The organism is Bacillota bacterium (assembly GCA_033549065.1).
Taxonomy (GTDB): Bacteria; Bacillota; Dethiobacteria; order DTU022; family DTU022; genus JAWSUE01.
Window position 1 is genome coordinate 111582 of sequence record JAWSUE010000001.1, and the last position, 14048, is coordinate 125629.

At 42.4% G+C, this 14048-nt stretch carries 12 protein-coding genes and 1 pseudogene; 3 read left to right on the top strand and 10 right to left on the bottom strand.

Features of this window, described 5'->3' with window-relative positions; all coding sequences use genetic code 11:
- Positions 1–3: 3 nt before the first annotated feature.
- Positions 4–981, bottom strand: a complete 978-nt coding sequence (locus SCJ97_00545; GenBank protein ID MDW7738535.1) for a D-glycerate dehydrogenase — start codon at positions 979–981, stop codon at positions 4–6.
- 173 nt (positions 982–1154) lie between these two features.
- On the opposite strand from SCJ97_00545, the gene SCJ97_00550 reads away from it, so the two are divergent.
- Together SCJ97_00550 and SCJ97_00555 are read left to right on the top strand one after the other, a co-directional pair.
- On the top strand, positions 1155–2522 hold the full coding sequence (locus SCJ97_00550; protein MDW7738536.1) for a deoxyribodipyrimidine photo-lyase: 1368 nt from the start codon (positions 1155–1157) through the stop codon (positions 2520–2522).
- Between the two features lie 216 nt (positions 2523–2738).
- Positions 2739–4343, top strand: coding sequence for a sodium:solute symporter family protein (locus SCJ97_00555; protein MDW7738537.1), 1605 nt, complete (start codon positions 2739–2741; stop codon positions 4341–4343).
- A 106-nt stretch (positions 4344–4449) separates the two neighbouring features.
- Here the strand turns inward: SCJ97_00555 and SCJ97_00560 are convergent, their stop codons facing one another.
- The 7 genes and pseudogenes from SCJ97_00560 to SCJ97_00590 all read right to left on the bottom strand — a co-directional run bounded on the left by SCJ97_00560 (position 4450) and on the right by SCJ97_00590 (position 9996).
- On the bottom strand, positions 4450–4800 hold the full coding sequence (locus tag SCJ97_00560; GenBank protein ID MDW7738538.1) for a YlbF family regulator: 351 nt from the start codon (positions 4798–4800) through the stop codon (positions 4450–4452).
- 407 nt (positions 4801–5207) lie between these two features.
- Entirely contained in the window at positions 5208–5573 is a 366-nt protein-coding gene (locus SCJ97_00565; GenBank protein ID MDW7738539.1) for a rhodanese-like domain-containing protein, read from the bottom strand.
- A gap of 152 nt (positions 5574–5725) precedes the next feature.
- A complete protein-coding gene (locus tag SCJ97_00570) occupies positions 5726–6037 on the bottom strand; it encodes an MBL fold metallo-hydrolase (GenBank protein MDW7738540.1) in 312 nt (103 codons plus the stop codon).
- A gap of 16 nt (positions 6038–6053) precedes the next feature.
- Positions 6054–6453, bottom strand: a pseudogene (locus tag SCJ97_00575) (DUF2177 family protein).
- Positions 6454–6578: 125 nt separating this feature from the next.
- Positions 6579–8051: a TrkH family potassium uptake protein gene (locus SCJ97_00580; GenBank protein MDW7738541.1), complete on the bottom strand. Its 1473-nt coding sequence runs from the start codon at positions 8049–8051 to the stop codon at positions 6579–6581.
- Positions 8052–8104: 53 nt separating this feature from the next.
- Entirely contained in the window at positions 8105–9508 is a 1404-nt protein-coding gene (trkA, locus tag SCJ97_00585) for a Trk system potassium transporter TrkA (protein MDW7738542.1), read from the bottom strand.
- Between the two features lie 197 nt (positions 9509–9705).
- Positions 9706–9996 carry a putative quinol monooxygenase gene (locus SCJ97_00590; protein ID MDW7738543.1) on the bottom strand — a complete coding sequence of 97 codons (291 nt, stop codon included), beginning with the start codon at positions 9994–9996 and terminating at the stop codon, positions 9706–9708.
- A 144-nt stretch (positions 9997–10140) separates the two neighbouring features.
- Between SCJ97_00590 and SCJ97_00595 the strand changes: the two genes are divergently transcribed.
- Entirely contained in the window at positions 10141–11595 is a 1455-nt protein-coding gene (locus SCJ97_00595; GenBank protein ID MDW7738544.1) for a hypothetical protein, read from the top strand.
- Between the two features lie 26 nt (positions 11596–11621).
- Here the strand turns inward: SCJ97_00595 and SCJ97_00600 are convergent, their stop codons facing one another.
- Both SCJ97_00600 and ade read right to left on the bottom strand, forming a co-directional pair.
- Positions 11622–12194, bottom strand: a complete 573-nt coding sequence (locus SCJ97_00600; GenBank protein ID MDW7738545.1) for a CDP-alcohol phosphatidyltransferase family protein — start codon at positions 12192–12194, stop codon at positions 11622–11624.
- A gap of 54 nt (positions 12195–12248) precedes the next feature.
- Positions 12249–13991 carry an adenine deaminase gene (gene ade, locus SCJ97_00605; GenBank protein ID MDW7738546.1) on the bottom strand — a complete coding sequence of 581 codons (1743 nt, stop codon included), beginning with the start codon at positions 13989–13991 and terminating at the stop codon, positions 12249–12251.
- Positions 13992–14048: the final 57 nt, after the last annotated feature.

Below are 14048 nucleotides of genomic sequence, written 5' to 3' on the forward strand. Positions count from 1 at the left end.
AGATCAGTCAAATACCTGGGGGTTTAAAATGTTTTCCGGAATTTTACCGGAAAAGATTTCGCATATACTTCCGGCAGCCAACTCTGCCATCGCATTTCTGGCTTCAACTGTGGCACTACCCAGATGAGGTAACAAAACTACATTATCCAGTTCTGCAAGGCCGGGAGTAAGCTTTGGCTCATGCTCATAAACATCAAGAGCAGCCCCGGCAATGTTACCGGATCTTAAGTGTTCGACCAGCGCTGATTCATCAATATGCGCGCCCCTGGCTGCATTAATAAGGTAAGCATCATGCTTCATCATTTTAAGCCGCTCTTTATTAATCAGATGGTGGACCTTATCAGAATACGGAAGATGCAAAGTTAAAATATCTGCAGTTTGGATCAACTCATCAAGTGACAGGTAGGTAGCCTCCAATTCATCAGCCAGATCATCCGGGAGTGGATTGCGGTTGTAATACACAATATTCATTCCAAATCCAACCGCTCTACGGGCTACAGCCTGACCGATCCTTCCCATACCGATTATTCCTAATGTTTTACCCTTTAATTCAAAACCGACAAACAGGAGAGGATCCCATCCGGTGAAACTTCCTTCCCTGGTGTACTTATCAGCTTTTACAACATGCCTGGCGACTGAGAGAATCAATGCAAATGTTGTATCAGCAGTTGCTTCAGTCAGTACGCCGGGTGTATTTGTAACCGCCACCTTCCGCTCTGAACAGGCAGAAATGTCAACATTGTCTGTACCTACAGCAAAATTGGAAACCACCTTTAACCGGGGTGCCATTTTCAACACATCAGTATTTACCTGATTGCAAAGCATGGTTATTACACCGTCAACATCTTTAATACCTGCTTCAAACTCAGCCTGATTCATGGGACGATTTTTTTCATGCATTACATATTCAATATTGTTATCTTCCAGTATTTGCAGACCTTTATCAGGTATCCTGCGGGTCACCAAAACCTTATAAACCATTGGCTCTGCCTCCTCAAACCACATTCATTCCACACTATAAATACTGCCAGTTACCACTTAAATACCAAACATAACATATTATTTCCTGCTTTTATTGAAAACTAATACAGGAATAAATTTATTAATGATGAAATTTTCCCATGGATAACGATAATTAAGGGTGTGAAATTAACTTGAATATAACGGAGATAGATTATCGACGGTTCAGACACCTGAATCAGAAACCGGTGAAAGACGGACAGGTGTTGTACTGGATGAGCCGCGATCAGAGGATAAATGATAATTGGGCGATGCTTTATGCACAAAAACTGGCACTTGATTACCAAAGGCCTTTGTCGGTAGTCTTCTGTCTTGCCCCACAATTTCTTGGTGCTATTTTACGCCAATACAATTTTATGATCGAAGGTTTAAAAGAACTTGAATCCGGGTTTAACAGATTAAATATCAATTTCTACCTGCTAACCGGCCAACCCGAAGAAACTCTTCCCCGTTTCTGTAATAAAAGGCAAGTTGGGGTATTAATCAGCGATTTTTCCCCCCTTCGTATATCAAGACAGTGGAAAAAGAATGTAACTGAAAACCTAAATTGCGCTTCTATTGAGGTAGATGCTCACAACCTTGTCCCCTGCTGGTATGCATCGCCAAAACAGGAATATGCCGCTTATACATTCAGGCCAAAAATAAAAAAACAAATCCCCGGATTTCTGGGACCTTTTCCGGAAATCATTAAACATCCATTTCTGCTACCAGAAAAGGCTAAAAAAACTGATTGGCTAAAGATTAAAGATAAAATAAAAGCAGCCAATTCTGAATATGACAGCAACAGCTTTCAGACAGGTGAAAATGCTGCGCATAAAGCGATGGAGAAATTTATCATATATAAACTTGCCCGATATGAACGAGACCGAAACGACCCAACCTTAAGCGGGCAGTCCGATTTATCTCCCTACTTGCATTTTGGTCAGTTGAGCGCCCAACGGCTCGCCTATGAAGTCCAGAGGGCAGAGGAGCCGGGTATAGATGTTTCATCATTTTTAGAAGAACTAGTGGTTCGCCGTGAGTTATCAGATAACTTCTGTTACTTTAATCAGGCCTATGATTCGATCCATGGTTTTCCTAAATGGGCGAAAGAATCTCTGGAAGCTCACGCAGAAGATCCACGGGAATATATATACAGGGTTGATGAATTCGAATCCGCGGCAACACACGATCCTCTCTGGAACGCGGCACAAAAAGAAATGTTGGTAAAAGGGAAAATGCACGGTTACATGCGAATGTACTGGGCAAAAAAAATACTGGAGTGGTCAGAAAGTGTTGAAGAAGCACTGAGAACAGCAATATATCTAAATGATAAATACTCCCTTGATGGACGCGACCCAAACGGATATACCGGAATTGCCTGGTGCATCGGGGGTGTACACGATCGGGCCTGGGCAAACCGACCGGTATTCGGCAAAATCCGTTACATGAGTTATAAAGGCAGCAGATCTAAATTCAATATTTCGACCTATATTAAACTGGTTGATTCACTTTACAGTTGAAATGCTATTCCTCTGAATTTCGATCCAGTTAATTTATACACTTGTGATGACAAACTTTCTGGGTTTATAATAGTGATATCAAATCTAAATTTATATAATTATGACAGACCACTGCATGGAAAAAGTTTAATGGGGGTGAGAATGAGCGGTACGCCGAAAATCTAATGGGCTCAATTTGGTTATGTTGTGTTTAATCCATTGGAGGAGGCAATTAAGATGGAAATGGGTTCTTATCAGTACGGTGGCATGGTGTTAATCGGAGTTATCATCTATATGCTTGTTATGCTCGGCATCGGATGGTGGAGCTCTAAAAGGATTAAAGACAGTACTGATTATATCGTTGCTGGTCGGCGATTACCCCTCTTCTTAACAATCGGCACTCTTTTTGCTACATGGTTTTGTGCCGGAACCCTCATGGGGGCAACTGCCCAGTCTTACCTGTTTGGAAACCAGGGGGTGATTTTTGACCCCTGGGGAGCAGCTTTATGCCTCGTTCTTGCCGGAATATTTTTTGCCCGACTGATGAGGCGCGGTGGGTACCTGACCCTGGTCGATTTTTTTGATATCCGCTTCGGAAAAAAAATGGGGTTTGCCTCTGCCATCGTCCTGGTCATCGCTGAAATCGGCTGGGTTGGGGCACAATTGGTCGCCTTCGGTACAATTCTACAGATTTTCACCGGTTTACCCCTTGCGTATGGAATCATCATCTCCTGTGCGGTTCTGATACTCTACACGTACCTGGGTGGGATGTGGTCGGTAACTCTAACAGACGTTGTTCAGATGGTAATATTAATTGTCGGAATCCTGGTCATTCTCCCCTATGCAATTGATCATATCGGAGGCTGGGGTTATTTCTTTGAACATGCCAGCAACTGGGGTGAACTGCCTGCATTTTCAATGGCTCCCACAGCTGAAGAAGGTTATCTCTGGTATTTCGGGGTACCTGGTTGGTTTTATTACATTGGAGCCTGGATGGCCATAGGTTTGGGCAGTATACCTGCCCAGGACCTGATGCAGAGACTTCTCTCCGCCAAAGATGAAAAAGTAGCCGTTGTTGGCTCCTATGTATCGGGAGCTCTTTACATTGTGGTAGGAATGATCCCGGTAATTTTAGGTATAGTTATGTTCGAAATAAATGCAGAACTTACGATTCCGGAAACTGAGATGATCCTTCCCTGGCTGGCCATCCAGTACCTGCCTCCGATCCTTACTGTTATCTTCGTCGCAGGAATGGTTGCAGCATTGATGTCCAGCTCAGACAGTGCCCTGCTGGCGGCATCATCTATTATTGGTTACAACGGATTTAAATATGTGAAACCTGAGGCTACCGGTGAGGAAACATTAAAGATAACCAGGTTATTTGTTCCAATTATAGCGATTAGTTCACTTTTACTGGCGCTTTATGCCGAAACGATTTACATGCTGGTTGTTATTGCCTGGTCGATTATCCTGGTCGGCCTTTTTGCCCCCTATGCGGCAGGTTATTTTTGGAAAAAGTGCAATGAGATGGGTGCCCTGATTGCCCTGATTGGCGGATTCGTTTCGTGGATCATTCTGAGCTACTACTATTTCTATGCAGAAACAGCAGAAGCCAATATAGGGATCATAGAGGAAGGGGTTGTATATACTGAATGGGCTATCTGGGATGCAGTTTATATAGCCTCAGTTCCGGCTTTCCTTATCTCCATTGTCCTTATGATTGTGGTTTCCTTAGCGACCCAGAAAGGAGATCCGGCCAAACCTCTTGCTGATATGAACGGCAACCCGATGAAACTCGTCAATTGGCTCGGTTGGAGTTTTGGCAAAAAGAATCACAGCTAATCGCCTTTCATCAGAAGCATTTCATAGGTAGCGGGGCAGCTTTAAAAGCTGCCCCTTCAAGTATTTTAAGAAATTAAATAGTTCGTTGTGTTTGAGTTATTTCGAATTAATTACTCTTGTTTTTATTAGCAGAAGGTTCGATGCCTTCACCTATTGCGTTGTTTACATTTTGCATGAGCTGATCAAAATTGCTGCGTGCTTTGGCATAAGCCTGGATAGTAAGGCTGGTGTCCATTTTGCCTTTTATTTCGTTAAACTGATCAATCTGCTCCTGGCTGGGCTGTACACCTGATTGTTGAGAAAACTGTATCTGCTGCTGGACTTTTTGTACTTCTTCAACAAGCCGGTTAGCTTCGGGATCTCCCTGAACGTTCTCAGAAGTCCTATTTAACTCCCGAAATTCCTCCGACTTTCGTATTTCCGCTCCCAATTCCTTCGCTTTCTTTATTATATCCACAAATCATCCTCCTCAATATTTAATGCAATACTGCCTTCTTGTTCTGTATCACTAAATCCTTTAACTTTCATAGATTTTTCATATCACGACTGTTAAGTTGATAAATGATCTCAACCTTATTCTCCAAAGCTACTTGATTGCTCAGGGTTTTCAAGCCGCATATGTACCCGCTAGGCATAACTTTGCCAAAAAGACTCTTCTTAGCGACTGGTCGCGCCGCAGTGCAGCATATATTGACGGGCTTGGCACTTTCGGTCTTAATCATATGCTTATAACTGGGAAAGAATGCTGAAAAATATAATACCCTTGTGAGTATTGCCGAAGTTTGCAGTAAATGCCTGATCGGAGTACCATGTTCCACAGCAGCTCCGAAATTAGACGTATAGCAAAAATCCATTTTACGGTTATTACGCAGCCCCGTAGCCGGTCATACCACCAGCCAGATGGCTGATTTTTTTAAACCCCTTCTGCTTAAGAATGCTTGCAGCGAGACTCGACCGAAAACCGGTGCTGCACAATAAGATCAAATGGAGTTCAGCATTCAGTTCCACGTAGCGGGAACGTAATTCCTGTACCGGAACATTAACAGTGCCTGAAAGATGGCCCTGTTCATATTCCTGGGGAGTCCGGATATCAACCAGACAAACATGGTCATATCCATTTTTTATATTTTTGATATCCCGGGCTGAAATGAGTGGTGCTGTATTAAAATCCTTGCCACCCATGGCCCATTCTGCAATTCCGCCGGAAAGATACCCGGCTATGCGATCCATCCCAACCCGGCGAGCCCAAAGCTCGGCGGCCCTTGCATCGTCAGTATCTTCAGTTACCAGATAGATTTCTTTATCGGGAGGAATTACCCAACCAAGATAGATCGGAAAATTTCCGCCTATACCGATGTTATAAGAACCGGGTATATGGAAAGCTAAAAAAGCTGCATATCTTCAATTTCTATAATATCATTTTCAACAACTGCTTCATGCTCAAAAGTACACCCGGCAGCTTTCGGAACATATACGGGAGCACCGGTCAGCTCGGCAAGGTCCATATGGCCGGAAACAAAATCTGCATGGAGGTGAGTATGTATAATGTGAGAAATTGTAGCCCCCCTGCGTTTTGCTTCTTCAATATAGATAGTGACATCCCGCTGGGGATCAACTACAGCGCTGATTTTGTTTCCGATCAGCATGTAGGAACTATGGGCAATTTTATCCAAATAAAAGTGTTTTATAATCATCGCCATTCCCCCCTGTTTAGTAAATACTCCTGCTATAAAGAAATCCAATAACTGAAAGTACGGCAGATAATGAAGCTCCCCATACAATATCTACAAATACAACCGCATAAGGCCAGTCCTTTATTGTCGCCAGGTTGCTGAGAAAGATAAAATATTATTGCCGCTGCCCAGTTTATCCTGGGAGCCATTAAAAACCCCAGCTGCTGTTTATAGAAATTTTTTGCCACCAATCCAAGCCAGATCATATCAATCAGGAAAAAGCACCCAGTATAACCAGATAAATTTGAAGAGCCTTTAGCATCTCTTAAACACTCCTGGATTGGTCTTTTTAACATTGACTTATTGATGAATATCTCATTTGCGCCTGCTAAAAAAGCATAATAGAGACGATCACCGTTAATATAATTTATAGCCATTTTCTACTCCTTTTTTTGGCCTGGCGTTATTAAATTCAGACTAATAATATTCGTTATTAGTTATTAATATCCTGCCTTGTAGTATTAGACATATGATCTATAGAAACTAATGTAAAATCGAGGTTTTAACTGCTTTTATTGAAGGCACGGCTCCAAAGCCGTCTTGATTCAGGAAGGAAAATTACCAGTACCGTATAAACTTCAAGGCGACCGATGATCATCATCACGGAAAGAAGGGCTTTGCCGAGAGGAGGAACAACCTGGTAGGTATAAGTCGGCCCAACCTGAGCCAGTCCAGGTCCGACATTACCGATTGTCGCCGCAACAGCAGAAAATGAAGTATCAAGATCCAGCCCCATTGCGCTCAAAACGAGGGTGGCCATAACGGTCAGTGAGATGTATAAAAAACCAAAACCCATAACAGATTTCAGAATCTCCTCAGAGACTGGCTGATCAGATATCTTTACCGATGATACTGCAGATGGATGAATTAAACGGTAAAGTTCGCGAAGAGAGAATTTGATCATCAGCATCCACCTTATCTGCTTGATAGAACCACCTGTAGAACCTCCACAGGCTCCGATAAACATAAGAAGCAGCAGAAGAATACGGGAAAAATGTTTCCAGGCATCGAAATCTACTGTGGCATAACCCGTGGTAGTTACGATGGAGACAACCTGAAATGCACTCTGCCTTAATGCAACTCCCAAACCGGAGGCATGATCATAAATATTTATGGTAACCATGATTATTGAAAGTAAGATTATCATAGAATAAAAACGAAGTTCGGGATTTTTATGAATTGAAAAATCCCCGCGCAGGAGACGGAAATATAGGACGAAGTTAATCCCTGCGAAAAACATGAATAGCATAATTACTATTTCTGCAGCGGGATTATTCAACGCAGCTATGCTGGCATTGTATGTCGAAAAGCCCCCTGTTGGCATAGTAGTAAAAGCATGAGCAAGAGAGTCATAAAAACTAACTCCGCAAAGCATAAGCGCAATAATTTCCAATAAAGTTAACGCAACATAGATCAACCAAAGCCGCCTGGCAGTCTCCACAACCCTGGGGACAAGCCTCTCTGCAATCGGCCCGGGCAGTTCTGCTTTGAACATGGTCATACTGCGAAATCCAAATCGGGGCAGTATTGCTAAAAAAAGTACAATAATTCCCATACCGCCAAGCCACTGGGTGAACGCACGCCAGAGAAGCAAACCCCGCGGAACATTCTCAATATCACCTATTAATGTTGCACCTGTTGTGGTTAATCCCGAAACGGTTTCAAAATAAGCATCCAGAAAGTTCCCATCAAATAAACCATAAAAATGAAAGGGTAATGCCCCGAAGATACCGGCAACCAGCCAGGCCATAGCGACGAGTGTAAAGTTTTCAACAATGCTCAGTTCTTTTCTTTGCGACTTTGAAAAATAGATAAACATAAAAAAACCTGCCGCTGCAGTTACCAAAATCGCATTCAGGAAGGCAAGCCGGTCATTCCCCTGTTCTATTAAAGACCAGAGTGCAGGTAAAGACATGGCCAATGATAAAAAAAGCAGCATAATCCCGAGAAGATAAAAGATCCGTATGCGGCGCATTAGAACATCCTCATCCACTTATCCAATTTATTATTTATACAGCGAAAACTACTCTATGATTCATAGCCGATCAGATCAATGCCCTGGATTTTTTTTGTTTCTCCCTCCAGGGAAGAGGCAAAATAGCGATCCAGTTTACTGCTGACCTGGGGTATGGCAAATATAACCAGATCGTCGCCTGGCAGCAATTCGCTATTGCCGCCGGGAATAATTACATCATCACTCCGGACTATCGAGCCGATGATCATACCACGTGGTAGATTTGCCTCGGCAATTTTCTTATGTGCCACTTTTGCTGATTCGGGCAAAACCAGTTCAATAATTTCAGCCTTTTCATTCTGAAGAATCGAAAGGGCAACAACATCTTCCTTGCGAATATACCTCATTATCTGGGCAGCGGCAAGAAGACGCGGATTTATCACACTATCTATGCCCAAAGTGCTGTAAACTGGTACATACTGGGGTTTCATTACCTCGCAGATTATTTTTTTTACCCCAAACTGCCGGGCCAGCAGGGCCGAAACAATATTTGACCGATCATCCCCGATGGCCGCAATGACCGCATCTGATGCTTCCAGATCCTCTTCCTTGAGCATGGCAATCTCCGTTGCATCACCCTGAAGAACCAGGGTCTTACTTAGTTTTTTGCACAAACTTTCGCATTTAAATTCATCCTTTTCAATCAGCTTTACAGAAAAAGGCTGTTTGCTCTGTTCAAGCAATTGGGCTAACCGTAAACCGATCATCCCGCCACCCAGGATAGTTACCTGGTTAATTCTTGTTTTCTCATGATGTAACAGATTGCTGATATCTTTTAATGTCCTGGTTTTACCAAGAAGGTATATCTTATTCCCGGGTTTGACTACATCGCGGCCTCCGGGCACAATAAATTTACCCTTTGAATCGCTGATCCCAACTATTATTGATTCATTCTTCAGTGGTAACTTGTACAGCGGGACATCAGTGATACCAGCTTCCTTACCGACTGTTACACCTAGCATCATTACCTTTCCCTGGTTGAAATATTCAACTTCACTTGCGTCAGGGAAATGAAGCATCTTCGATATTTCCATTGCCGCTACCCGCTCGGGATTAATAATAATATCAATACCCAACTGCCGGGGAGTCAATACTGAATCTTCATCGGCATAACCTGAATTACGAATACGGCAGACCGTCAGGGGAACTCCATACTGCTTGGCCAACATGCAGGAAATAATATTTGTTTCGTCAAACTGGGTTACAGCAATAAGCATACCGGCATTTTTTATATCAGCCCTTTCAAGCACAGATGCATTAGCCCCGTTGTCCTCGATAACCATAACATCAAGAGCTTCGGTAAATCTGCGGGCTTTTATTTCATCCCTCTCGATTACTACAACATCCTGCTGTTTTTCGGATAGATTGCGAGCCAGTCCGTAACCGACTCCGCCTCCCCCGACAACTATAATATGCATTAATTTAAACCCTTCTTTCAGAAAAGCTGACTGTTTTATAAAAATATTGAACTATATCATAAGCACTAGAGCAAAATTAACGGTTTATTTCTGCAAGCTTAAAGGGACGATACCCATCGTCCCTTTAAGATATTCTGCTTACTCATATTTATACCTTTTGAAAAAGTAGAATGCAAGCATATTTCACAATATGGGATTTAAGTAATCGCCTTTAGCAGGGTAACCCGGGGCGGTTCTGTCACAGCATCTTTTATCGCTTCCCTGTAATTCTTGTAGTGCTCGGTTTCTCGGTGTAGTTCAAGGGATTCATTGTCTGCATACGTTTCCAGAAAGTAAATCTCCCTGGGGTTTTCTTCGGAAATAAAAGGTTCATAAAAAAGACAGTCCTTTTCAAGTTCATGAACCTTTTTAGCCATAACCCGACAGGCTTCGGCAACTTCATTTTCTTTACCGGGTTTAATGCTTAATATTGCGACCAATCCGATCATCTTTTTATCTCCTTCCGCGGTTTACTTTTCTATTGTAAATATCAATCAGAATCTCTTTTTAAAAGGATCGGCTTAATCTGTTAGAGAATTTGTTTAATATTATACCCGAAGATTTAAAAATATCATATAAAGGGGATATGAAACTTGAATAAAGAAGATTCAGTTTTACGCATCGGGAAAAAGGCATTTATCCAATCTGCATGTATCCTCCTTGCTCTGATGGTTGTCGCCGGTTTTTTAACTTTATTTATACCCAGTGGTAGCTTTGAAACCGAGTTGGTTGAAGGAAGAACAGTTATTATTCCGGGTTCATTTCAGTTGACTGAACCTCCAGACTATCCGATCTGGCGCTGGTTTACAGCGCCCCTGGAGGTTCTTTGGGGCCCTGATGCACCGGTAATAATTACAATAATTATAGTTCTCCTCTTAATCGGCGGCTCTTTCTCCCTTTTAGATAAAGCCGGTGTTTTAAAAGCGCTGATTTCCGGCGTGATTTCGCGGTTTGGCCAAAAAAAATATTTGCTCCTGGCGATTATAGTTCTGTTCTTCATGTTATTCGGAGCACTGCTGGGTATATTCGAGGAATTTATTATCCTGGTTCCCCTGATGATTGCCCTTGCTTACCTGCTGGGGTGGGATGCCATGACCGGCCTGGGAATGAGTCTGTTAGCTGTAGCATTCGGGTTTTCAGCTGCCCTGGCAAATCCATTCACTATCGGAATTGCTCAGCGGTTGGCCGAACTGCCTGTATATTCAGGTATCGGACTCAGGGCTGTTGTGTTTATAACAATCTATGCAATTCTAAGTTTCTTTTTAATTCGTTACGCAAAAAAAATAGAAGATAATCCAACGCTGTCACCTGTTTATAATGATGATACATATATGCGCAGCAGATTCAAACTTACCCATGACGAATTAAATATCCATACCAACCCTGGGTTAAGGGTGTCTCTTGCATGGTTTATAACTGCCTTAATTATTATAGTAATTATCAGTATTGGGGCTTCATTTATTCATTTGATTTCTGGAATAGCACTTCCCCTTGTCGGGTTAGTATTTCTGATCGGTGGAGTGGGTGCTTCACTACTGAGTGGTATGAAAACAAAAGACACGTTATCGATTTTTATAAAAAGCCTCGGTGGGATTGCCCCGGCTATAATACTCATACTGATGGCTGTCAGTGTTAAACATATAATGACAAATGCCCGGGTAATGGATACGATACTTGATTTCTCAGTTCGTACTATCAGCGGCGCAACCACTACAGCCGCAGCACTTCTTGTCTACGGCGTGGTCCTGGTATTAAACTTTTTTATCGGTTCAGCCTCTGCCAAAGCTTTCCTGATTATCCCCATAATTGCTCCCCTTGTGGATCTAGTCGGTGTCACAAGACAGACAGCGGTTTTGGCTTTCGCCTTCGGAGATGGCTTCAGCAATGTTCTTTTCCCAACAAATGCTGCACTTTTGATCGCTCTGGGCCTGGCCGGAGTCAGCTATATAAAATGGTTTCGCTGGGTAATCGTCCTGCAGCTTGTGGTACTGATTATAACGATTTCATTTGTAATAGTGGCCGTTACCTTAAACTACGGCCCGTTTTAAACAGTAAGGGCAATATTTCCGGTATTTCAATTATTAACCGTCCTTCCCTTCAGCAGGTGGAAAATAGATCTGGTATCAGGATTTACATTGCCAAAAAAAATAAAAATTAGTATTTCTTCGATAAACCCAATAATATAAATTAAAATTACTAACCTGACTAACAGTGTTGTATCAAATACAAATGAGCAGATTAAAGTAAAATAGACCATTACAGCATTGAACCGCAATATTATAGTATGCATCATAACCGGCCTACGGAACAATAACCCTGATAGGATGAATGAAAAACCGAGAAGCGAGAAAAAGACAAACAGGTATAATTTATTTGCTGCAATAACCTCGGGGAACAGATAATTTAAAAAAAAAGCTGAAGATATGTAGAAAAAAAGATCAGCCAGGGAATCGAGCTCCTTGCCAAAATGAGAAACCTGGTTAAGCCTTCTGGCAAATATTCCATCAAAAAAATCAGTTGAACCGATTAGAATATATCCTGCCAAAAAAAGATAATGATGTCCGGAATAGAGGATAATAAAAAGAAGAGGAAGTAAAACGATTCTTGATAGAGACAATATATTAGGTATGGTAAGCTTACCTGTCAATAATACACCCCCTTAGTTATAATGATCCAATTCTAACATAAATTTATATTTAACTTATAGATAGGTAAATTTATCAACATCGAAAAGGCCTCGATCGGTAATTTTCAGGGAAGGAATTACCGGTAAAGCCATGAATGCAAGCGTCAGGAATGGTTGGGGAAGCCTGGTCCCCAACTTTCCGGCAGCCAGGAGGATATTATTCATCTCATCGGCAACCTGTGCTGCAGAATCAACTGACATCAACCCGGCAGCCTCCAGAGGAAGTAAAGCCTTCAATTGATTTTCTTCACCAACAACCGCAAAACCTCCACCGATTCTGACTAACTCATTAACAGCAAGAGCCATTGCTGATTCGGATGCTCCTACAACAATAATGTTATGAGAATCATGGGCTACACTTGATGCCAGAGCACCGTATTTCAGATCAAAACCACTGATCAAACCTACAGCAATATTACCGTTTTTACCGTGTCTCTCAATCACAGAAATCTTATTTATGCCAGATTCGGTAATTGAACTTACTTCACCGTTCCCCATGCGGGGCAAATCAAGCTCCAGTTTCTCTGTAACCAGTTGTCCCGGCACTACACCAATAACCGGAATTCTGCCTGGTGGATATTTTAATGTGAAATCAGCTTCAGTAATTGTCTTGTTAATCTTTACAGAATTTCGTGCAAAAGGTGGTAAAGTAAATTGGGGTATCGAAGCTTCTATTTTCCCTTCGCGAGCTACAATCCGGCCATCTTTTATTACCACTAGTGGCTTAAATGCTTTCAGGTCTTCAAAAACTACCAGATCAGCCCGTTTACCCGGTGTAATCATACCCCGGTCATAGAGTCTGTAGTGGTTTGCTGCACTTAATGTCGCCAGCCTCAGCATCAGTAAGGGGTCGCCGTCTATCTTAACAGCAGCCCGGAGAATTCCATTTACATGACCCTGTGTCAGGAGTTCTCCGGCATCACGATCATCACTGCCAAACATAAACTGGCTGCTGTTTGCTCTGGTAACCAGCGGAAGCAGCTCATCCAGGCTGGATGTTGCCGATCCGTGACGGATAATAATTTTCATACCGTACCTTAGTTTTTCCATCGCCTCTCGAGCAGTAATACATTCGTGATCAGTAGAAATCCCAGATGTCAGATAAGCCTGCAGTTCTCTGCCACTTAGATCCGGCGCATGCCCATCAAGAGGTTTTCCTGCTGATGATGAAATCAAGAGCTTCTCCAGAACTTCAAACTCGCGGTTAATCACACCTGGATAATTCATCATTTCTCCCAAGGCAATAACATTCGCGAAATTCAGTAATTTTTCCACTTCCTTAATTCTTATTTCTCCGCCGCTGGTTTCCATATCTGTAGCTGGAACACAAGATGGAATAGTAGCAAAAAAGTCACACGGTAAACCCTTAGCTGCTTCAAGCATCAGGTTTACTCCCTTTATTCCCAGAACATTGGCGATTTCATGAGGGTCATGGACTATTGCAGTAGTTCCCTGGGTAACAATCACCCTGGCTAGCTCTGGCGGCAGCAAAAGCGTACTCTCGATATGGAGGTGAGAGTCGATCAAACCCGGAGTGACATAACTCCCCTTTAACTCAATTATTTCCTGACCACTCGTGTAAAATTCTCCAATCGCTGCAATATGACCACCAACAATTGCTATATTCGATTCATAAAATGAAAGGTTACATAAATCAACAATTTTTCCCCCTTTCAGCAAAAGTTCGGCAGGCTGCTCTTCCATTGATACTGCAATCCTTTTTTTTAATAATTTTTTTCCGATTAATTTATTATTCACCTTATATCCTCCCGGCCGTTTCAGACATCATCTGATTAATAATTCTTTCCGGCTGCA